The organism is Sphingobium chungangianum (genome assembly GCF_977014255.1).
Genome location: NZ_CDRNIV010000002.1, coordinates 570,433 through 589,961, shown reverse-complemented (window position 1 = coordinate 589,961; position 19,529 = coordinate 570,433). Strand labels below are relative to the sequence as shown.

Here is a 19,529-nt window from a genome sequence, read left to right as displayed (position 1 = left end):
GACGATAATATGCCGGCAACCGCCCGGTAATGGAGAGATAGATGTCGCAGCCATTGCTCGACCGGATTGCACTACATGATCTGGTCATGCGCTATTGCCGTGGATGTGATCGCCGCGACTTCGCCTTGGTGCGAACGCTGTATCATGATGACGCGATCGACGATCACGGGGCAATGTTTCAGGGAGGTCCCGACGACTTCGTTGCCTGGCTGCCCGAAATCACCGCGCATTGGGACCTCACTCGCCACAATATTACGAACAGCCTGTTCGTGATCGATGGCGACCATGCCGAAGGTGAACATTATGTGGAGGCATGGCACCGGACCCACGGGCCGGGCGCAAAGCTGTTCATCGCCCTTGGCCGCTATCTCGATCGATATGAACGGCGGGATGGCGAATGGAAATTCACATATCGCAGTCTGGTGTTCGATCATGGATCGATCATGCCCGTTGATGAAGAGGCTTTTGAACGCATGAGCAAGGACGCACCCAATGGCCGCGCGGATCGGGATGATCCCTCCTTCCGTTATCCCCTGCTGGCGGGGTTGAGCGCATGAGGGCCGCGGTCTGGGATGGACAGTCGCTATTCGTCAGCGACCAGTTGACGCTTCGCCCTGTCGGTCCGGGCGAGGTGCGCGTCCGCGTGCTGCGGTCGGGCATCTGTCATAGCGACATCGCGATGCTGACCCCGCATCTGCCTAACTTGCCGGTCGTCCTGGGCCATGAAGCGGCTGGCGAGATTGCGGAGCTGGGGCCGGGCGTCGAAGGCTGGGCCATAGGCGACCATGTCTGCGTGGGTACGCAAACGCCTTGTGGGGAGTGCCGTGAGTGCCAGCGTGGCGAGCCGCATAATTGCGACATTAATTGGGGCTTTGCGCCGGGCTTCCCCTTCACGCTGGATGGAAAGCCCGTGGCTTCCTTTGCCAACGTCTCCTCCTTCGCCAGCGAAATCGTGGTGAAGGCGTCGCAGCTCTTCGCCATCGATGATCTTCCGTTGGATCAAGGCGCGCTGATCGGGTGCGCGGTATCGACCGGTGTCTGCGCCGCCCGTGTTCTGGGCCGCGTGCGCGCCGGGGACACCGTGGCCGTTTTTGGTGTCGGCGGCATCGGCGTCAACGCTATCCAGGGCGCCGCCCGGAACGGCGCCCATGTAATCGCTGTCGACGCCAATCCCGCCAAGGAAGCGACGGCGCGGCAATTTGGCGCGACCGACTTTGTACTGGCAGACCCCACACAGGACAGCGAAACGGCCGCCGCCGCCTTGGCTAGTGAATATGGCCCTATCGATGTGGTGGTGGAATGCAGCGGCGCGGTCGGCGCGATCAACACCGCCTTGCGCTGCACGAAGCGCGGGGGCCGGGTGGTGCTGATCGGCATGTCACGCCCCGGCGCGGAAGCGGCGCTGCCGCTCGGCAGCTTCGTCATGGGGGGCGAGGTGATCGCAACCATGAACGGCGGCGCGCTGCCCAACCGCGATTATCCCGAACTCATCGCGCAGGCGCGCGACGGCCGGTTGAACATCGCCGACCAGATCAGCGGCATCTGGCCGCTCGATCAGATCAACGATGCCATCGCCGCGCTGAAGGCAGGGGAAGTAACCCGCGCCGTCATCGACCACGAAATGTGATTGAGGGGCATCCTACTCCCTTCCGTCACCCCGGGCTCGACCCGGGGTGACGATCACTCAAACCACACATCCCAGAGCTTCGTACTTTATTTCGGCACCACTTCATAACCCCGTTCGCCCTGAGCTTGTCGAAGGGCTCTACTTCTATTTAGAAAAGGGAAGGGCTTCGACATTCGAACGAGGCAAGTGACTCGTTAGGACAGCCCGAACGGGTTGAGTGATGCAGATTAAACGCAGCGCGCTCTACGCGTTCAGCATCTGTAGCAACTCAACCCTGTGGCCTTGGGGGTCGAGGATATAGGCCATCTGCAAACCATGTTCGGGTACGTCGGTCGCACCGAGTTCGATCGTCGCACCGGCGGCGGTCGCAACCGCCAGGGTCGCGTCAAGATCATCCACCACGAACCCCGTCGTCGCCTCTCCGGTGGCGGGGCAATTCCGGTTGGGATAGCTGACCAGAATGAAGTTGGGGGCGGGTGGCTGAGCGCCAGCAGTCTTGAGGATCACCTCGTTCATCAACGCTTCGCCTTCGCCAAGATTGATATACCCCACCACCTCAAGGCCGAACAGCTGAGTGTAGAAGCGTTCGGCAGCGGCAAGATCCTTAACGATGATCTTGGTGAAACTGAAGGCTAATGCCGTCATTCCTCAACCCCTTTCATGTTACGCATTTATGTGAGACAATCTCCATATCAGCGCCTGAAAATGGCGTAAACCAATCCATCTAATACGCATATAGGAGAGTATGGTGACCGGACAGGAAGGTGGAGAATTGCGGTTGTCGGCCGTCTGGCGGACTTTCTGCGACCAGCTGGCACAAGCGGGCGAGGTCCTGGACCGCCCCAGCGCGCCCGGCACCGCGATCGACCAGGCGGAGGGATTGCGTTATCTTTCCCGGCTCACGCGGTCGGCGCTCAACATGCTGGTCGATTCCAGCGATCCGGATTTTCCGCGCATTTTCCTGCTGACCGATGACGCGATCAAGATTGGAGCCGATAATCCGGACAATCTCTATCAGCAAATCGTCGTCCGGGGTGATCGCGACTATCGCATCACCGGCAAGCGGAACAGCGTGCCCTATTTTTCGATCGGGTCGAAGGCAAACCGTTACGCGATCGACGGCACGATGGCCTCCACGGGGGAGATCGAACTTGCCGACATGCAGGTCGGGCCGGATGGCAGCTTCGAGATCATCGTCAGCAAGACGCAAAAGCCCGGCAACTGGCTGCCGATGGCGGACGACACGACGCTGCTGATCATCCGTCAGACCTTCAATGACAAGCGTGCTGAAGTCGCTGCCGATGTGCATATCGAACGGATCAGCGAGGGGCCTGCCGTCCCCGTCATATTGGCGCCCGAAACGATCGAGGCGCAGTTGAACGGCGCTGCCGCATGGGTGCGCGGAACAGCGAACACCTTCGCGGACTGGTCGCAATGGTTCATGGAACAGCCCAACCGCATCTATGATGGCAAGGAACAGCCTTTTTACCAGCGCGCCGGGGGCGACCCGAAAATCTGGTACGGTCACATCTATTACGACCTTGCGCCTGATGAAGCGCTGGTCATCACAGCCAAGCCGCCCCGCTGCCGCTTCTGGAACTTCCAGATCGACAATTGGTGGATGGAATCCATGGACCATGTGAACCGCAAGGTGTGGGTCAACGGCGCGCAGGCCAAATATGAGGATGATGGCAGCGTCATCCTTGTCTGCGCGGACAAGGACCCGGGCTACGGCAACTGGATCGACCTGTCCGGCCATCGCCAGGGCACCGGCCTCTGGCGCTGGATAGAGGCTGACGAGCATCCGGTGCCGCAATGCAAGGTCGTAAAGCTCTGACCGCCTCGGCCGATCTCGCCGCGCGTATCGCCATCCTTGAAGACCGGGAGGCGATACGCGACCTGATCGCAAGCTATGGCCCGCTGGCAGACGCGGGCGATTGCGCCGGTGCCGCCGCTCTGTGGGCCGAGGATGGCGTCTACGAAGTCGGCGGGTTCGGCAGCCACACGGGCCGTGCCGCAATCCAGGCTTTGCTGGAGGGTGAAAGCCACCAGAGCTTGATCCATGGCGGCGCCGCCCATGTCCTCAGCCCGCCGGTCATCGATCTGGACGGCGACAGGGCAACCGCCCGGACCTATTCCGTCGTCTTCCGCAAGGCGGACGACATATGGGAAGCCCACCGCGCCTCCGCCAATATGTGGCACCTCGTGCGGGTCGGCACGGAATGGAAGGTGGCCCGGCGCATCAATCAGCTGCTGGACGGATCGGCCGAAGCGCGTGCGCTGATCGGCGGACGATAACGGCGGGGGTAACGTCCCGCCGTGGATGTTGAGAGCATCGTGCGCAAAAGTGGGAACCGGTTTTGCGCTTAAAACGATGCGATAACAAAAAACTAGAGCGCGCGATCTGCGTCCGATTAAACGCAGCGCGCTCTAGAGTTTGATCATGCTCAAGGGATCGTCACCCCGGACTTGATCCGGGGTCCCGCTTTATCTGACGCTGTCCAAGCAGCGGGACCCCGGGTCAAGCCCGGGGTGACGGAAAAGGGGCTTTAATACGATGCTTCCGGCTCCAGCATGATCCGATCAGATTGGATCGGATCATGCTCTATTTGTCTTTTTTTTCCGCATTTTCCGAGCCAGCAGATGATGCCATCTGCTTCGAAAATGCTCTAGCGAAGGGCGGCTCCAGCTTTTCTAGGGCCGCCCTTCGGCTTATGCGGTCAAGCGGTCTGACGGGCAGCCGCAAACTGCTTTTTCGCAAAGGCGCAGGCATCCGCCATCGCCTCCTGCGCGCCCGGCAGGAAACCGATCCATGACACGAACCCATGCACCATGCCGGGATAGCGCTTCACTTGAACTTCCACCCCGGCCTTTTCCAGCACCGGGGCATAGGCTTCCACTGCGTCGCGGATAGGGTCGCATTCGGCGCTGGCGATAAAGGCGGGCGCCAGGCCCTGATGGCTCGTCGCCTTCATCGGACTGGCGCGGAAATCGTCGTAATCGCGTTCGTCCTTGATGTGCAGTTCCCAGAAATAATGCGCATCTTCCAGGCGCAGCACCGGGCCGTTCGCAAATTCAAGCGCGGACCCCTCTTCCGGGATCGGATGAATGCCGGGGCCATACCAGTTGATCTGCGCCGCGATACGGGGCGCGCCCGCATCTCGTGCGAGAAGGGCACAGGCGCTCGCCAGCACACCGCCCGCGCTATCGCCAGCAACGGCGATCAGGGCCGGATCGCCTCCCAGTTCGGCCGCATTAGCCGCGACCCACTGCGTCGCAGCCCAGCAATCCTCGAAGGCCGCCGGGAACTTATGCTCGGGCGCAAGGCGATAGTCGACGGACACCACGATGGTCTCCGCGCCCGCCGCCAGCCCGCGCGCGATCATGTCCTGCGTGTCGAGATCGCCCACCACGAACCCGCCGCCATGGAAATAGGCAGTGACTGGGAAAGGTCCCGCGCCCTCGGGCGTATAGATGCGCACCGGTATCTCACCGTTCGGCCCCGCAATGGTCCGATCGGAAACCGAAGCAAGGGATACAGCAGGGGGCGGAAGCTGGATCGAACTCGACCGCACCGCCTCCCGCAATGCAGAAACCGGAATGGTCCGGATCGGCGGCCATTCCGGCTGATTGGCGAACATGGCCTCAAGTTGCGGGTCTAGCGGCATCCCTATTCTCCTCGTTTCAATTGTGCATCTTCTTCTTTAATTCGAGAGCGCCGCCAGAGCGACGCACTGAATATTTCTCACCCTCTAGGTTCGCGTGGCAGTCCCAGTCCGCGTTCAGCGATGATGTTGCGTTGTATCTGGTCTGTACCGGCGTAGATGGTGTCGGATCGAGACATGAGGTGCATGGTTGTGAGCGAGCCCATGCGTTCGTCGTTGATGCCTATTTCGCCTTGTTGTCCCATGACCGCCATGGCGAGGTCGCCGAGCGCCACGTGCCAGCGGGACCAGTAGAGTTTGTAGGTATAGGCGGCGCCTGTGAGTTCGGGGTTGGCTTCGCCGCCCGATAGCATGCGCAGGGCGTTATAGCGCATGATCTTGAGCCCGGCATGGGCGGTGGCGATCTTCTGGCGGATGAGCGGGTCGCTCGCCTTGCCGTTGGCCTTGGCGATGGCGATGATGTCGTCGAGTTCGTTCTTGAACTGCATCTGCTGGGCCAGCGTGGAGACGCCGCGTTCGAACCCGAGCAGGGCCATGGCGACCTTCCAGCCTTCGCCTTCTTCGCCAATGCGGTCGATGGCGAGGGCTTTGGCTCCGTCGAAGAACACTTCGGCGAACTCGGCCTCGCCGGTCATCTGGCGGATCGGGCGGGGGGTGACCCCGGGCTGGTCCATCGGGACCATGAGGAACGAGAGGCCCTTGTTGCCGACGCTGCTGGGCTGCGTGCGGGCAACCACGAAGCACCAGTCGGCGATCGTGCCCATCGAGGTCCAGATCTTCTGCCCGTCGATGATGTACTTGTCCCCTTCGAGCCGGGCCTTGGTCTTGACGTTGGCCAGGTCCGATCCCGCGCCGGGTTCAGAATAGCCCTGGCACCAGATCGCCTTGCCGGTGGCGATGTCGGGGAGGAACCGGGCCTTCTGCTCTTCGCTGCCCATGGCGATCAGCGTCGGCCCGAGCAGCTCGACCCCCAGGTGCCCGGCGCGCGGCGGTCCCTTGGCTCTGGCATATTCCTCGGCGAAGATGATCTGCTGGGCGATCGAGGCACCCCGCCCGCCCCATTGCTCAGGCCAGCCAATGACGCTCCAGCGCGCTTCGCCCAGGGCGGCTTCCCAGGCGCGGCGTTCCTCGACATTGTCGACCTGGTTGGTCTGGCCACAAATGGCCTTGAAGGGACCGGCGAGCTGTTCATTGAGCCAGCTCGCGGCCTCCTCGCGGAAGGCTTTCAATTCAGGGGCGAAGGCGAGCTGCATGGATCAGGCGACCTCGAACAGACCGGCAGCGCCCATGCCGCCAGCGACGCACATGGAAACGACCACATATTTGACGCCGCGGCGCTTGCCTTCGATGAGGGCATGGCCCGCGAGACGCGAGCCGGTCATGGCGAAGGGGTGGCCGATGGCGATGCCGCCGCCATTGACGTTGAGCTTGTCCGGATCGATGCCCAAGGTGCGCTGGCAGTAGATCGCCTGGTTGGCGAAGGCTTCGTTGAGTTCCCACAGGCCGATGTCGTCCATCTTGAGGCCTGCGCGCTCGAGCAGCTTGGGGATGGCGAACACAGGACCAATGCCCATTTCATCCGCGCCGCAGCCTGCGACCTGAAAACCCCGATAGATGCCGAGGATGGGCAGGCCCTCCTTCTGCGCGGTGGCCAGGTCCATGACGACCTGGGCCGAGGCGCCGTCGGACAGCTGGCTGGCATTGCCCGCGGTCACATGCTTGCCTTCCTTGATGACCGAGCCGTTCTTGAACACGGGCTTCAATTCAGAAAGCTTTTCGTAGGTGGTGCCCGCGCGGATGCCCTCGTCCTTGGTCAGGGTCAGCTCTTCCTTGCCGGTCTCATTGCCTTCCTTGTCAAAGAGGGCCTTGGTGACCGTGATCGGCACGATCTCGTCATCGAACTTGCCCGCTGCCTGGGCGGCGGCGGCGCGCTGCTGCGACTGGGCGGCAAAGCGGTCCTGATCCTCGCGGGAGATGCCGTAACGCTCGGCGACGATCTCGGCGGTCTCGATCATCACCATATAGGCGTTGGGATCGCGCGCCTTGATGAACTCGGAGCGGTTGCGGAAGGCGGGATAATGCTTGTCGATGGTGAGCGAGACATTTTCCACGCCGCCCGAGACGGCGCAGTCAATCTCGTTGGCGATGATGCCGCGTGCGGCGAACGCCAGCGCGTTGAGGCCGGACGAGCATTTGCGGTCCATCGAAAAACCGCTGGTGGTGTCGGGGAGGACCGAGCCATGGACGGTCAAACGGCCGACATTGTAGCTTTGCGTGTTCCACTGGTTGGCGACGCCCAGATACACGTCATCGACGCGGGCGGGATCGATGCCAGCGCGGGCGATGGCGGCGTCGACCACATGGGAGGACATGAACGGCGCTTCGGTGTCGTTGAACGCGCCGCGATAGGCTTTGCCGACGCCAGTGCGGGCGGTCGAGATGATGGCTGCTTCACGCATGGGTAAATGTCCTTGTCTATTTCTATGTTTCGCGCCCGCCGGGAGAAGGTGGGCGGCTTAGAAGCCGTGCATGTTGGTGGGGCCCCAGAAGGCGCGCATTTCGACGACCTCGTTCGCCTCGTTGAAGCGGAAGGTGTCGATGACGTCGATGCGCTTGTGGCCGCCATCATAGTTGAGGTTCACCGAGAAGGGGAAGACGGCATAGTCGCCTGCCACGCGCACCGGGCCTTCGAGCTTCAATTTCGCGCCGGTCTTCATCGATTCAGCGTAAAAGGCGCGAATCGCCTCGCGGCCCTTGTGGATGGGCGAGCCGATCGGGTCTTCAACGGTTGCATCCTGCGCATAGAGGGCGGCGACCTGGTCGGCGCTGCCCGCTTCGAACGCGGCGACATAGGCGTGGACGGCGGATTCCATCTTGACGGGATCGGGCATGGTTTTGGCTCCAGCTGGGGTAGCGGCGAGAAGGCTCAATGTGAGGGCGAGGATGGCGCGGGCCAAGGCCGTTATTCCGGAAAATAGCGGTTGATGGTGTCGACCACGCAGGCGGGCTTGTCCTGACCTTCGATCTCGACGGTGACGCGGATCACCGCCTGGATGGCGCCGCCCTTCACTTCCTCGACCGAGACGATTTCGCCGGTGCCCCGGATGCGCGAGCCAACGACCACCGGATTGAGGAAGCGGGTCCTGTCCATGCCGACATTGACCCCTGCCGAAAACCGCCGGACCTCGATGATCTGGGGCATGAACAGGTTGACGAGGGAGAGGGTCAAGTAACCATGCGCGATGGTCGCGCCGAACGGACCGTCCTTGGCGCGCACCGGATCGACATGGATCCACTGATGGTCGCCGGTGCACTCGGCAAAGGCGTCGATCCGCGACTGGTCGATGGTGAGCCAGTCGGCGGTGTCGAGCTTGGCGCCTTCCTTGCCGAGCAGGTCGCGCGGGCTTTCGAAGATGGTCGCCATCGCTTAAGCCCGCTGGCTCGAGACCGCGACGATCTCGCCGGTCATGTAGGAGGAGAGGTCAGAGGCGAGGAACATCATCACATTGGCGATTTCCCAGACCTCGGCGGGGCGCTTGAACGCTTCCTTCTCGACCAGCTTGTCCAAAGCTTCCTGGGTGGTCACCTTGGCGAGGAACGGGTGCATGGCAAGGCTGGGCGAGACCGCATTGATGCGCACGCCATGTTCGGCCGCCTCGATTGCGGCGCAGCGGGTGAAGGCCATGACCCCTGCCTTGGCGGCGGCATAATGAGCCTGGCCCTTTTGCGCGCGCCAGCCCAGCACCGAGGCGTTGTTGACCATGACGCCCGACTTGTTCGCGTACATGCTGGGCAGGAACGCGCGGGTCATGCGGAACAGCGAGGTCAGGGTGACGTCGAACACGCGCGCCCACTGTTCGTCGGTCATATCGACGATGTCGGCCTCGCCGCCAAGGCCCGCATTGTTGATGAGGACATCGACTTTGTCGAGCGCCGAGAGCGATGCGTCGCGCAGGGCCTGCACGGCCTCCTCGCTGGTGACGTCGCACACGAAGGTGGCGGGACGCTCGACCTTCGCCTCGTCGGCGATCCGGTCGGCCGCTTCATTGAGGCGGCGTTCATGGAAGTCGCTGATGAGGAGCTTTGCCCCTTCCTCGGCGGCGCGCTTGGCGGCGGCAAAGCCGATGCCGGTGCCGGCCGCGGCGGTCACCACCACGGTCTTGCCCTTGAGCATGCCCAGCGGGGTGGGATAGGGGGGCACAGGAGAAGTCGGGGTCATGCGGCGTCCTTCATGATGATCTGGGCGAGGGCTTCGCGATGCTGGTCGGGGGTTCCGAGCCAGCTGGCGCAAGCTCTGGCGCGCTTGAAATAGAGATGGGCGTGATGTTCCCAGGTGAAGCCGATGCCGCCATGAAGCTGGATGGCGTCGCCTGTGACCGAGCAATAGGCGTCGGACACATAGGCGCGCGCGGCGTGCGCCGCCTCGGCTAGTTCCTCGCCATTTTCATCGATCGCGGCGGCGGCATAATAGGCGGCCGAGCGCGAGGCTTCGACCAGCAACATCATGTCGGCGAGCATATGTTTATACGCCTGGAACGAGCCGATGAGGCGGCCGAACTGGACGCGCTGCTTGGCATAGTCGACCGTGGCGTCGAGGCTGTATTGCATCCCGCCGGTCTGTTCGGCGGTGAGCAGGCCAGCGCCGATGGTGAGGGTACGCTCGATCGCGGCCTTGGCGCTGCCGGGCGCGCCGAGGATCATGCTGTCGGTCACTTCGCAAGCGAAGGTCAGCGTCGCAAAGCGGCGGGTGCGGTCGAGCGCGGGCAGCGCCTCGATGACAAGGCCGGGGGTGTCGGCTTCGAGGACGACGAGGCTGTCGTCAGCGGTGGCCACCACGATCAGCTGTGCGACATGGCCGAAGGTCACGAACTGCGCGGTGCCGCTGAGCTTGCCGTTTGACAAGGTCGGGCGGCTTGCGGTCCCGGCGAAACTCGCGCGCGTGCCCGACGCGAGGCGGGGGAGCAGCGCTGCCTTCTGTTTCTCGCTGCCTGCCGCCAGGATGGCTTGCACGGCGAGCACGGCGGTTTCGAAGAAGGGCACGGGCGCGAGGACCCGGCCGGTTTCTTCGAGGACCAGCGCCATTTCGACCGCGCCCAGGCCCAGGCCACCCAGGCTTTCCGGGATCATCAGCCCGGTAAAGCCCATCTCGCCAAGGCTCGACCACAGGCTCTCGTCAAAGCCGCTCGTCCCTTCGACGGCGGCGCGGATGACATCCGGGTTGGCGGCGTCGGTCAGGAAGTCACGCGCCGCTTCCTGGATCGCGCGCTGGTCGTCGCTGAGCGCGAAGTCCATCAGGCGGCTCCGTAAACGGGCTTTGCAGGCTCGCGGGTTTGGAGAAGCCCCCGCACGATCGCGTCCATCTCGCTGGCGTCAATCCGCGCACCCTTGTCGAAGGCGGGGCTGTCGGTCCAGCCTTGCGAGAGGAAGACCTGTCCGCCCTTCAATTCAAACACCTGGCCCGTCACGCCCTTCGACTGTTCCGACACCAGATAGGCGACCAGCGGCGCCATGTTTTCCGGCGCGAACAGGTCGAACTCGCCTTCTTTCGCCTCCATGTCGAACGCGCCGGTATTGGTCATGCGGGTGCGGGCATTGGGCGCGAGCGCATTGGCGGTGATGCCCAGGCGGCCAAGCTCGGCGGCCTGCACGAGGGTGAGCGTGGCGATGCCGCCCTTGGCGGTCGAATAGGCCGACTGGCCGACCGACCCTTGCAGGCCCGCACCCGACGTCGTGTTGATGATGCGCGCATCGACCGGGTTGCCGGCCTTGCTTTGCGCGCGCCAATATTCAGCGGCGTGGCGCGAGGTGCAGAAATGGCCGCGCAGATGGACGCGGATCACCGCGTCCCATTCTTCCGGGCTACAGGTGAAGAACATGCGGTCGCGCACGAAGCCTGCATTGTTGACTACGGCATGAAGCGCCCCAAAGCTGTCGAGCGCCTGTTCGACCATGCGCTTGCCTGAGTCCCATTCAGCGACATCGTCGGTGTTGGCGACGGCCTGCCCGCCCATCGCCTTGATCTCATCGACCACCTGCTCGGCCGCGCCCTTGGTCTCGCCCGCCTCGCCATGGGTGCCAACGCCAAGGTCGTTGACCACGACCTTGCAGCCTTGCGCCGCGAGACCCAGCGCATAGGCCTTGCCCAGCCCATTGCCCGCCCCGGTCACGATCGCAACACGTCCTTCGCAGATACCCACTTGCCTTACTCCTTCATTGCGCTGCGACGGGGATCAGCAGATGCTGGCTCAAGTCCCCAACGAGATCGAGCAGGGAATAATCCCGCCCGGAAAAATGCCATGCCCCGTCCGTGCGGACGAAGGCGTCATGATAGCGGCCCGCGCAGATCGCCTGGAGCGGCAGGTCCTGCGTTGCCTGAAACACGGTATAGTAAGAGCGGCAGGTGGCGGTGCCCGCGTCCTCGTCCACCTCGACGATGGGATTGGTGATGACATGTTTGGTGCGCGGCGTGCCATCGTCATGGATGCGCACATGGGCCTGCCAGAGGGCCAGCATCGGCGCTGCCCCTTCGACCACTTCGCCGCCGCCGGTCTTGATCCGGGCGCGCGCGAACAGGGCGGCGACGGCTTCCAGATCGCCTGCGTCCATCAGTTCGGCATAGCGGTAGAGGAGGTTGGTGATGGCGACAGCGCTGTTCATGCTTGGCCTTCCCGCTGCGCCGCCTGGCGTTCGCGATGCTGGGCGGTCTCGCCGGTGAGGCGCACGGCGACAGCGTCCGACGCCACGCGCTGCGCCTGCCGCTCCGGGCTGGCTGCGCGCAGCGGCTCGGCCTCGACCAGCCCAGTCAGCGCGGCCTTGGCGAGCTTTTGATATTCGCCCTCGCCATTGTTGCGCCAGGTGACCTGGTGCGGCTCGAACGTCTTGACCACCTTGGCTGGGTTGCCGACGACCAGGCTGCGCGGCGGGGTCACCGTGTCGGACTTCACAAGGGCAAGGGCGGCGACGAGATTTTCCGCGCCGATCACCGCATTGTCGAGGATCACGGCGTTCATGCCGATGAGCGCATTTTCGCCGATCTCGCAGCCATGGATGATCGACCCATGGGCGATGGTCGCTCCCCGGCGGATGACCGTGTCGCGCAACTGGTTGGCATGGACCGACACATTGTCCTGGATCGAGCTGTCGCCTTCCACCACGATCCGCCCGAAATCGCCCCGCAGCGAAGCACCCGGCGCGATGAAGCAGCCCGGCCCCACGATCACGTCGCCGATCAGCGACGCGAGCGGATGGACGTAGCTGGTCGGATCGACAACGGGAACAATCCCCTGATAGGCGTAGGCGGGCATCGGGGCTGGGTCCCTTAGAGCCGCTCGATGATGGTGACGTTGGCCTGGCCGCCGCCTTCGCACATGGTCTGGAGGCCATAGCGGCCGCCGGTGCGTTCAAGGGCGCCCAGCAGCGTGGTCATCAGCCGCGCGCCGGTAGCCCCGATCGGATGGCCGAGCGCGATCGCGCCGCCCTGCACATTGACCTTGTCGTGCGGGATGGCGAGTTCCTTCATCCAGGCCATGGTGACGCTGGCGAACGCCTCATTGCATTCGAACAGATCGATGTCACCGATCGCCATGCCCGCCTTCTTGAGCGCATATTGGGTGGCGGGGATCGGGCCGGTCAGCATCCATACCGGGTTGGCGGCGCGGACCGAGAGATGGTGGATGCGCGCGCGGGGCTTCAAACCATGGTCCTTGACCGCCTGCTCGCTGGCGATCAGCAGCGCGGCGGCGGCGTCGCAATTCTGGCTGGCGACCCCTGCGGTGACGATGCCGCCTTCATTGACGGGCTTCAAGGACGCGAGGCCCTCAAGCGAGGTGGTGGGGCGGATGGTTTCGTCGCGGGTGAGGCCCTCGAGCGCCGTCACTTCCTTGTCGAACCAGCCATTGTCCCAGGCGGCCTGCGCGCGCTGATGGCTGGCGAGGGCGAAGGCTTCCATCGCTTCGCGGCTGATGCCCCATTTGTCGGCGATCATCTCGGCCGACTTGATCTGGTTGACCTCTTCCATGCCATAGCGTTCGACCCAGCCCTTCGACCCGTGGAAGGGGCTGTCGAAGCCATATTGCGCGCCTGCGATCATCGCCGCCATGATCGGGATCTGGTTCATCGCCTGGCTGCCGCCCGCGACCACCAGGTCCTGGGTGCCGCTCATGACGCCTTGCGCGGCGAAGTGGACGGCCTGCTGGGAGGAGCCGCATTGGCGGTCGACGGTGACGCCGGGGATTTCCTCCGGCAGGCCTGCGACCAGCCATGCGGTGCGGCCGATATCGCCTGCTTGGCCGCCGATCGTCTCGGTGCAGCCCCACACCACGTCATCGACGCCTGACGGGTCGATGCCGGTGCGCTTGACCAGTTCGCGGATCGGGTGCGCGCCAAGGTCGGCGGGATGGACGGCGGCGAGGCTGCCCTTCTTGCGGCCGATGGGGGTGCGGACGGCATCGACGATATAGGCTTCAGGCATTTTCAAGCTTCCTGCTTTTGTCCAGCGTCTCTGGCAAAGGTCTGGTCCGGCCCCATGGGCTGGGTGAAGATGCGCGTGGCGATGCGCGCGCGGTGATGAGCGGGGGTGCCCCAGCTTTGCGTCAGGGCAAGGGCGCGCTTCAAGAAGAGGTGGACGTCCACCTCCCAGCTGTAACCCATCGCGCCATGCACCTGGATCGAGGCGCGGGCGGCCTTGTCGGCGGCCTCAAGGGCCACCAGCTTGGCATGGCTGACACGGGCGCGGGCCTGCACGTCGCGGGCGCCGATTTCCGCAGCGGCGGCGGCGACCACCGGCTTGGCGAATTCAATCGCGACCTGAGCGGAGGCCAGGTGATGCTTGACCGCCTGATAGCTGCCGATGGGCTTTCCGAACTGCTGCCGTTCCTTGGCATAGTCGACGGCGAGGTCGACCGACCGCTGGGCAAGGCCCAGCCCAAAGGCAGCGTTGAACAGCGCCGCGCGGTCGAGCGCCAAGTCCCAATCCGCCTTGCCCAAAGCCGTCGCCTTGTCCTTGCTCCACGCGACGGAGAAGATGCGGCGGAACGGATCGATGCTGGGCTGCGCCGTCAGCATCACCTGATCGGGCGTCACCAGATAGGCCTCACCGCCATCATGCAGGATAATAGCCGCCGCGCTGTCCGCATTGGCGACGAAGGGGTTGAGCGGATGCTGGATCGCAATCGTCGCGCTCGGATCGGCCAGCACGTCACTGTCGGGGGCCAGCGCCGCCAGCATCGGCGCGGCGACCCCTGCGCTTTCCACCAACGGCTCGGGCAGCGCGACATAACCCGCTTCCTGCGCAATCAGGGCAAAGTCAGTCTCGCCAAGCCCGATGCCACCCGCGCTTTCGGGCAGCAGCACCAGCGTCAGCCCGGTTTCCACGATGGAGGCCCAGCGCGCATCGTCGCGCGCCACGCCTGCTTCCATCATCTTGCGCCAATGATCGGGCGTGCAGCTGTCGGCGAACAGCGAGCGCGCGGTCTCGGCGAACATCAGCTGTTCTTCGCTTAAGGTGAAATCCATCTTAAATCCCCTTAGCGCGGCAGGCCGAGCATGCGCTCGGCGATGATGTTGCGCTGGATCTCGTTGGAGCCTGCATAGATGGGGCCTGCGAGCGCGAAGATATAGTCGTCGATCCAGTCGACGGGGTTTGCGTCCGGCGCTTCGTGCGTGAGTTCGGCCTGCGGTCCCAGGATATTGAGCGCGGTTTGCGTGAGGTGAATGTCGAGTTCCGACCAGAAGATCTTGTTGGTCGACGCCTCCGGGCCGATCTTGGCGCCCGCCATCAGCCGCGAGGCGGTCTGGTAGATATTGAGCGCATAGGCGTCGGCATTCATGTGCGCGCGTACGACATCGGCTTCGAGGGCCGGGTCGGCCGTTTCCTTGTTGGCGGTCCACAGCTCGGCAAGCTTCTTCGCTGCCACCTGATAGCGGGCGGGCGAGCGCAGCATGAGGCCGCGTTCGAAACCGGCGGTCGCCATGCAGATATGCCAGCCCTGGCCCTCGTCGCCGAGGCGATTGAAGGCGGGGACGCGGACATTTTCAAGGAAGATCTCGGCAAAACCGACATGGCCGTTGATCTTCTTGATCGCGTTCACCGTGACGCCCGGCGCATTCAGTGGGAAGAAGATGAGGCTCATCCCCTTATGCCGCTCGCTGCCCGGCTCGCGGAACAGGCCGAACGCCCAGTCGGCGAACACCGCGCGGCTCGACCAGATCTTGTGGCCATTGAGGATATAGTCGTCGCCCTCGCGGACGGCGGTAGCGCGCACGCCAGCAAGGTCCGAGCCTGCCATCGGTTCGGACCAGGCCTGCGCCCAGATTTCCTCGCCCGACGCCATTTTGGGGAGGAAGCGCTGCTTCTGCTCATGGGTGCCGAATTCGATGAGCGTGGGCCCGAGCAGGAAGATGCCATTCTGGTTGACGCGGCCGGGCGCGCCTGCGCGATAATATTCTTCCTCGAAAATCAGCCACTGGATGAGGTCGAGGCCGCGCCCGCCATATTCGCGTGGCCAGGTCACCATGCCCCAGTCGCCGGACTTCAAGGTCTTTTCCCATTCCCGGTGCGCCTCGAAACCCTCGCGCGTGGCGTCGAAATGCTCGAGCGGATGCTCAGGCACATGGGCTTCAAGCCAGCTGCGCATTTCGGCGCGGAACGCCTGCTGCTCGGGAGTGTAATTCAGGTCCATCAGAATTTCGCCGCGCCCTTGTTCTCCACGAAGGCGTCGCGCGCCTTCTGGCTGTCTTCATGCATGTACATTTCGAGCGTGAAGCCCTGTTCGATCCGGTAATGGGCCGAGGGGTCGGTGGGCTCGATGAGATTGAGCGCCTGCTTGGCGATGACCAGCGCCGCGCGGCTCTTGGACGCGATGATTTCGCAGAAAGCGTAGGCCTCGTCCTTGAGCTTCTCCAAGGGCACCACCTTGTGCACCGAGCCGTGGCGATAGGCATCCTCAACCGGGATGCGCCCGCCGGTGAAGAAATTGGCGCGCACCATCTGGACCGGCAGCATGCGGCTCATGAAGGCGGCTCCCCCCATCGCGCCGCGATCGATCTCGGGCAGCGAGAAATAGGCGCCTTCCGCCGCGATCAGCGCGTCGCAGGCGCCCGCGATATTGACGCCGCCGCCGATGACGAAGCCGTGGAGCGCGCCGACCACGGGGATCGCGCATTCGCGGATCGCCTTGAAGGTCAGGTAATTATCCTTGTTGAGCTTGGCGATGCGCTCGGGATGGGCCTGCATCTCCTTGATGTCGACGCCGCCGCAGAAACCGCGGCCTTCGGCGCGGATCAGGATGCACTTCACATCTTCGTTCGCCGCCGCTTCGTAAACCATGGCCGGGATCGATTCCCAACCCTTGGTGTCGAAGGCGTTGACCGGCGGATGGTCGAACAGGATTTCGGCGATGGCGCCCTTGACGGTCAGCGTAATCGGCATTGTCTTCCCTCTTCCTCAGGCGGCGCTGGCGGTCTCGCGGCCCATCGCGGCGAGCGCGGCCAGGCGCTCATGCGCCTCGGCGACGATGCGATCGACCAGGTCCTGGCAGCTGGGTATTTCAACGATGCGTCCGCCGACCACGCCGGTCGCCATCACGCCATGTTCGATGTCGCCCTCGACCACCGCCTTCTGGATCAGCATCGGCATGGTCGCGGCCATCATCGCCTGCTTCAATGGCATCGCGCCATGGGCGGTCATGCCGCGCGCCGACTTGATGAAATCCATCCAGCTCGCGCCGGTCTGCTTCTTCATAGCCATGCCCGCCTCGATCGCGCGCAGCCACATGCCCAAGGAACCGGACTTTTCGATCCGGTCCATCAATTTGGTGCGGACCATCCGCTGCGGAATGCCGTCGAGCTTGGTCGTGACGACGATGCGGTCGGTCGAGGCCTTGAGATATTCCGCCTTGGCGCTGTCGGGCACCGGGCTTTCCCTGGTCAGCAGGAACCGCGTGCCCATCGCGATGCCGACCGCGCCATAGGCGAGTGCTGCCGCCAGCCCGCGCCCGTCGGCAAAGCCGCCGCTCGCGATCACCGGCACCTTGACCGCATCCAGCACCTGGGGGAGCAGCACGGTGGTGGGGACAGAGCCTGTATGCCCGCCGCCTTCGCCGCCCTGGACATTGACCATGTCGACGCCCAGTTCGACCATCTTCTGCGCATGTTTGACCGCGCCGACCGTGGGAATGCACAGGATGCCCGCATCCTTGAAGCGGCCGATCATTTTCGCGTTGGGGCCGCGCCCGAAGGAGACGGCGCGCACCTGATCCTTGTTGGCGAGGATCAGCTCGACGATTGCGTCAGCGCCGGGCTGAAAGCTGTGGAAGTTGACGCCGAAGGGCCGGTCGGTGCCCTTGCGGACGGCGAGCAGCTTCTCGCGCGCTTCGTCCGGCGTCATCACCGCCGCGCCGAGGAAGCCGAAGGCGCCCGCATTGCTCGACCCGATGACGAGGCTGGGTTCCGCCACCCAGCCCATCGCGGTCTGGATGATCGGCCAGCGGCAGCCAAGCCGCTCCGTCAGGATCGTGTGCAGCGGATCGCCCATCATTCGCTCGCCTGTTTCTTATTGGCCTCGGCCATCTTCTTGGCATCGAGGCCCGCGATCGAACTGCCCTGGACGAGGTCGTTCTGGGCATGGGCGAAATGGTGCATATGATATTGCGCGTCCATCGCGTTGCGCTTGCCCATCAGCTCCTCGACATGGTTGATCGCCTGCTTGGTCAGCCAGTTGCCAAGGCGGGGCTGGGCGACGAGCTTGGCCGCCATGCCTGCCACCGTCTCGCGCAGCGCCTCGCGGGAGACGATCTTGTTGACCATGCCGAAGCTTTCGGCCCGCTGCGCGCTCATCCGCTCGCCCAGTAGCAGGAATTCCTTGGCGACGCGCGGGGGGAGTTCATAGGCGTGGGCGAAATATTCGACGCCCGGGATGCCCATGCGGTTGACCGGGTCCTGGAAGAAGGCGTCGTCGGTCGCGACGATGAGGTCGCACACCCAGGCGAGCATGAGGCCGCCCGCGACGCAGGCCCCCTGCACCATGGCGATGGTGGGCTTGGGCGCATCGCGCCAGCGCCGGCACATGCCGACATATTGCTCCTTCTCGCGGGTGTAGAGCAGTTCGGCCGCGGGCTTGTTGACATGGCCGGGCACCAGCAGCCGGTTCTCGAAATGCTGGTGCACGTCGCGGCCCGGCGTGCCGATGTCATGGCCAGCGGAGAAATGCTTGCCGTTGCCGCCCAGCACGATCGCGCGCACATCGTCATCGTTCACGGCGCGTACGAACGCGTCATCAAGGGCATAGGTCATCTGGCCGTTCTGGGCGTTGTTGAAGCCCGGACGGTTCATCATGATCCACGCGACATGGTCGATCACCTCATAGGTGACCGGCTCATCCGTTTCGTAAACAATGTCGACCTGCTGCGGTTCGACCAGGCGGTCGGTCTCGTTCATCGTCAGGCTGCCCTTCTGTCTCCGGCCGGATTGTCCTTGAACACGGTCGCGCGGACATTATTGGGGTCGATCCTGGCGATCAGCTCCAGCTGCTCGGCCGTTGGCGCGGGCGTGGTGGGGATTTCGCCATCGATTTTTGCCAGCGGGAAGCCGGTATTGTCCTGCACTTCCTCGAACGTCACACCCGGATGCAGCGAGATCACGCGGATCTGGTGATCCGGCCCGCCGAAATCCATCACGCAAAGGTTGGTGATGATGCGGCGCAAGTCCAGGCCCTGGGGCGCAGCGCCATTGCGGTAGCGCGCCGGGTTGTAGCCCGCCATGCACACGAAATCGACCTCGCCTTCCACGAACGCACGCTTGTTGTGGTTGGCAAAGAAGAAGCTGTTGGGATGGCTGATCGAGTTGCCGGGGAAGCCGCGCGCGCCGAGCATCGCTGCCTTGGGCTTCTTATGGTCGCCGATCACCGAGATGTTCGCCTGGCCATAACGGTCGATCTGCACCGGGCCAACCAGCGCATGGCGGCGGCCGCTCCAGAGCGCCGAGAAGACGCGGTCATAATTGGCGATGCCTTCAAATTCCGGCTCGGCGGTGCGCTTGCCCGGGCCGACCGGCTCGCTGGTGTACCAGGCCTCGCCATCGGTGGTCTGGATCGCGGGCGCGAAGCTCAGTTTGGCAAGGCCAGCGCCGATGCGGGGGAGGGGGCCGATGCCGGTCGCCATCACCTCGCCATTCTCGCGCCAAACTTCGGCGCAGGCGGCGATGACGAGTTCAGCGAGCGAATAGCTGTTCTGGGTCATGGG

Annotated in this window: 22 protein-coding genes; 4 read left to right on the top strand and 18 right to left on the bottom strand. The window is 64.0% G+C overall.

The window, feature by feature from the left end; genetic code table 11:
• Nucleotides 1–41 precede the first annotated feature (41 nt).
• Together ACWNC0_RS02790 and ACWNC0_RS02785 are read left to right on the top strand one after the other, a co-directional pair.
• The gene (locus ACWNC0_RS02790) at nt 42–557 is read left to right on the top strand and encodes a nuclear transport factor 2 family protein (RefSeq protein ID WP_449469431.1); all 516 of its coding nucleotides are present in this window, start codon (nt 42–44) and stop codon (nt 555–557) included.
• Entirely contained in the window at nt 554–1,627 is a 1,074-nt protein-coding gene (locus tag ACWNC0_RS02785) for an alcohol dehydrogenase catalytic domain-containing protein (RefSeq protein ID WP_449469429.1), read from the top strand. The genes ACWNC0_RS02790 and ACWNC0_RS02785 overlap by 4 nt, the downstream gene beginning before the upstream one ends.
• 243 nt (nt 1,628–1,870) lie before the next feature.
• Here the strand turns inward: ACWNC0_RS02785 and ACWNC0_RS02780 are convergent, their stop codons facing one another.
• Nucleotides 1,871–2,272: a VOC family protein gene (locus ACWNC0_RS02780; protein WP_449469428.1), complete on the bottom strand. Its 402-nt coding sequence runs from the start codon at nt 2,270–2,272 to the stop codon at nt 1,871–1,873.
• Nucleotides 2,273–2,372: 100 nt separating this feature from the next.
• Here ACWNC0_RS02780 and ACWNC0_RS02775 point away from each other — a divergent pair, with 100 nt between their 5' ends.
• Complete coding sequence (locus ACWNC0_RS02775; protein ID WP_449469427.1) at nt 2,373–3,464, top strand: DUF1214 domain-containing protein; 1,092 nt, start codon at nt 2,373–2,375, stop codon at nt 3,462–3,464.
• Nucleotides 3,443–3,925 (top strand): nuclear transport factor 2 family protein, encoded by a 483-nt coding sequence (locus ACWNC0_RS02770; RefSeq protein WP_449469425.1) that lies wholly within the window; start codon nt 3,443–3,445, stop codon nt 3,923–3,925. The genes ACWNC0_RS02775 and ACWNC0_RS02770 overlap by 22 nt, the downstream gene beginning before the upstream one ends.
• A gap of 422 nt (nt 3,926–4,347) precedes the next feature.
• Here the strand turns inward: ACWNC0_RS02770 and ACWNC0_RS02765 are convergent, their stop codons facing one another.
• The 17 genes from ACWNC0_RS02765 to ACWNC0_RS02685 form a co-directional block, all read right to left on the bottom strand.
• Nucleotides 4,348–5,295, bottom strand: coding sequence for an alpha/beta hydrolase (locus ACWNC0_RS02765; RefSeq protein WP_449469423.1), 948 nt, complete (start codon nt 5,293–5,295; stop codon nt 4,348–4,350).
• A 77-nt stretch (nt 5,296–5,372) separates the two neighbouring features.
• On the bottom strand, nt 5,373–6,545 hold the full coding sequence (locus tag ACWNC0_RS02760) for an acyl-CoA dehydrogenase family protein (protein WP_449469421.1): 1,173 nt from the start codon (nt 6,543–6,545) through the stop codon (nt 5,373–5,375).
• Nucleotides 6,546–6,548: 3 nt separating this feature from the next.
• The gene (locus tag ACWNC0_RS02755; RefSeq protein WP_449468729.1) at nt 6,549–7,751 is read right to left on the bottom strand and encodes an acetyl-CoA C-acyltransferase; all 1,203 of its coding nucleotides are present in this window, start codon (nt 7,749–7,751) and stop codon (nt 6,549–6,551) included.
• Between the two features lie 57 nt (nt 7,752–7,808).
• Nucleotides 7,809–8,249: a nuclear transport factor 2 family protein gene (locus tag ACWNC0_RS02750; protein WP_449468731.1), complete on the bottom strand. Its 441-nt coding sequence runs from the start codon at nt 8,247–8,249 to the stop codon at nt 7,809–7,811.
• Between the two features lie 5 nt (nt 8,250–8,254).
• The gene (locus ACWNC0_RS02745; RefSeq protein WP_449468733.1) at nt 8,255–8,716 is read right to left on the bottom strand and encodes a MaoC family dehydratase; all 462 of its coding nucleotides are present in this window, start codon (nt 8,714–8,716) and stop codon (nt 8,255–8,257) included.
• Between the two features lie 3 nt (nt 8,717–8,719).
• Nucleotides 8,720–9,511, bottom strand: coding sequence for an SDR family oxidoreductase (locus ACWNC0_RS02740; protein WP_449468735.1), 792 nt, complete (start codon nt 9,509–9,511; stop codon nt 8,720–8,722).
• Nucleotides 9,508–10,584 carry an acyl-CoA dehydrogenase family protein gene (locus tag ACWNC0_RS02735; RefSeq protein ID WP_449468737.1) on the bottom strand — a complete coding sequence of 359 codons (1,077 nt, stop codon included), beginning with the start codon at nt 10,582–10,584 and terminating at the stop codon, nt 9,508–9,510. The genes ACWNC0_RS02740 and ACWNC0_RS02735 overlap by 4 nt, the downstream gene beginning before the upstream one ends.
• Nucleotides 10,584–11,489: an SDR family oxidoreductase gene (locus ACWNC0_RS02730; protein WP_449469419.1), complete on the bottom strand. Its 906-nt coding sequence runs from the start codon at nt 11,487–11,489 to the stop codon at nt 10,584–10,586. Before ACWNC0_RS02730 ends, ACWNC0_RS02735 begins: the two co-directional genes overlap by 1 nt.
• A gap of 13 nt (nt 11,490–11,502) precedes the next feature.
• A complete protein-coding gene (locus ACWNC0_RS02725; protein WP_449468740.1) occupies nt 11,503–11,949 on the bottom strand; it encodes a nuclear transport factor 2 family protein in 447 nt (148 codons plus the stop codon).
• Nucleotides 11,946–12,596 (bottom strand): gamma carbonic anhydrase family protein, encoded by a 651-nt coding sequence (locus ACWNC0_RS02720; protein WP_449469417.1) that lies wholly within the window; start codon nt 12,594–12,596, stop codon nt 11,946–11,948. The genes ACWNC0_RS02725 and ACWNC0_RS02720 overlap by 4 nt, the downstream gene beginning before the upstream one ends.
• 14 nt (nt 12,597–12,610) lie before the next feature.
• Nucleotides 12,611–13,762, bottom strand: coding sequence for an acetyl-CoA C-acetyltransferase (locus ACWNC0_RS02715; protein WP_449469415.1), 1,152 nt, complete (start codon nt 13,760–13,762; stop codon nt 12,611–12,613).
• Between the two features lie 2 nt (nt 13,763–13,764).
• A complete protein-coding gene (locus ACWNC0_RS02710) occupies nt 13,765–14,805 on the bottom strand; it encodes an acyl-CoA dehydrogenase family protein (RefSeq protein ID WP_449468744.1) in 1,041 nt (346 codons plus the stop codon).
• Between the two features lie 11 nt (nt 14,806–14,816).
• The gene (locus ACWNC0_RS02705; RefSeq protein ID WP_449468746.1) at nt 14,817–15,971 is read right to left on the bottom strand and encodes an acyl-CoA dehydrogenase; all 1,155 of its coding nucleotides are present in this window, start codon (nt 15,969–15,971) and stop codon (nt 14,817–14,819) included.
• Nucleotides 15,971–16,720 carry an enoyl-CoA hydratase family protein gene (locus tag ACWNC0_RS02700; protein WP_449468747.1) on the bottom strand — a complete coding sequence of 250 codons (750 nt, stop codon included), beginning with the start codon at nt 16,718–16,720 and terminating at the stop codon, nt 15,971–15,973. The genes ACWNC0_RS02705 and ACWNC0_RS02700 overlap by 1 nt, the downstream gene beginning before the upstream one ends.
• 15 nt (nt 16,721–16,735) lie before the next feature.
• The gene (locus ACWNC0_RS02695) at nt 16,736–17,827 is read right to left on the bottom strand and encodes an NAD(P)H-dependent flavin oxidoreductase (RefSeq protein ID WP_449468749.1); all 1,092 of its coding nucleotides are present in this window, start codon (nt 17,825–17,827) and stop codon (nt 16,736–16,738) included.
• On the bottom strand, nt 17,824–18,726 hold the full coding sequence (locus tag ACWNC0_RS02690; protein WP_449468751.1) for an enoyl-CoA hydratase: 903 nt from the start codon (nt 18,724–18,726) through the stop codon (nt 17,824–17,826). Before ACWNC0_RS02690 ends, ACWNC0_RS02695 begins: the two co-directional genes overlap by 4 nt.
• A gap of 2 nt (nt 18,727–18,728) precedes the next feature.
• Nucleotides 18,729–19,526: a CoA-transferase subunit beta gene (locus tag ACWNC0_RS02685; protein ID WP_449469413.1), complete on the bottom strand. Its 798-nt coding sequence runs from the start codon at nt 19,524–19,526 to the stop codon at nt 18,729–18,731.
• Nucleotides 19,527–19,529: the final 3 nt, after the last annotated feature.

Coding starts and splice junctions, on each gene's coding strand:
- ACWNC0_RS02790 (WP_449469431.1), top strand. CDS start 42: ATGTCGCAGCCATTGCTCGACCGGATTGCACTACATGATCTGGTCATG.
- ACWNC0_RS02785 (WP_449469429.1), top strand. CDS start 554: ATGAGGGCCGCGGTCTGGGATGGACAGTCGCTATTCGTCAGCGACCAG.
- ACWNC0_RS02780 (WP_449469428.1), bottom strand. CDS start 2,272: ATGACGGCATTAGCCTTCAGTTTCACCAAGATCATCGTTAAGGATCTT.
- ACWNC0_RS02775 (WP_449469427.1), top strand. CDS start 2,373: ATGGTGACCGGACAGGAAGGTGGAGAATTGCGGTTGTCGGCCGTCTGG.
- ACWNC0_RS02770 (WP_449469425.1), top strand. CDS start 3,443: ATGCAAGGTCGTAAAGCTCTGACCGCCTCGGCCGATCTCGCCGCGCGT.
- ACWNC0_RS02765 (WP_449469423.1), bottom strand. CDS start 5,295: ATGCCGCTAGACCCGCAACTTGAGGCCATGTTCGCCAATCAGCCGGAA.
- ACWNC0_RS02760 (WP_449469421.1), bottom strand. CDS start 6,545: ATGCAGCTCGCCTTCGCCCCTGAATTGAAAGCCTTCCGCGAGGAGGCC.
- ACWNC0_RS02755 (WP_449468729.1), bottom strand. CDS start 7,751: ATGCGTGAAGCAGCCATCATCTCGACCGCCCGCACTGGCGTCGGCAAA.
- ACWNC0_RS02745 (WP_449468733.1), bottom strand. CDS start 8,716: ATGGCGACCATCTTCGAAAGCCCGCGCGACCTGCTCGGCAAGGAAGGC.
- ACWNC0_RS02740 (WP_449468735.1), bottom strand. CDS start 9,511: ATGACCCCGACTTCTCCTGTGCCCCCCTATCCCACCCCGCTGGGCATG.
- ACWNC0_RS02735 (WP_449468737.1), bottom strand. CDS start 10,584: ATGGACTTCGCGCTCAGCGACGACCAGCGCGCGATCCAGGAAGCGGCG.
- ACWNC0_RS02725 (WP_449468740.1), bottom strand. CDS start 11,949: ATGAACAGCGCTGTCGCCATCACCAACCTCCTCTACCGCTATGCCGAA.
- ACWNC0_RS02720 (WP_449469417.1), bottom strand. CDS start 12,596: ATGCCCGCCTACGCCTATCAGGGGATTGTTCCCGTTGTCGATCCGACC.
- ACWNC0_RS02715 (WP_449469415.1), bottom strand. CDS start 13,762: ATGCCTGAAGCCTATATCGTCGATGCCGTCCGCACCCCCATCGGCCGC.
- ACWNC0_RS02710 (WP_449468744.1), bottom strand. CDS start 14,805: ATGGATTTCACCTTAAGCGAAGAACAGCTGATGTTCGCCGAGACCGCG.
- ACWNC0_RS02705 (WP_449468746.1), bottom strand. CDS start 15,971: ATGGACCTGAATTACACTCCCGAGCAGCAGGCGTTCCGCGCCGAAATG.
- ACWNC0_RS02700 (WP_449468747.1), bottom strand. CDS start 16,720: ATGCCGATTACGCTGACCGTCAAGGGCGCCATCGCCGAAATCCTGTTC.
- ACWNC0_RS02695 (WP_449468749.1), bottom strand. CDS start 17,827: ATGATGGGCGATCCGCTGCACACGATCCTGACGGAGCGGCTTGGCTGC.
- ACWNC0_RS02690 (WP_449468751.1), bottom strand. CDS start 18,726: ATGAACGAGACCGACCGCCTGGTCGAACCGCAGCAGGTCGACATTGTT.
- ACWNC0_RS02685 (WP_449469413.1), bottom strand. CDS start 19,526: ATGACCCAGAACAGCTATTCGCTCGCTGAACTCGTCATCGCCGCCTGC.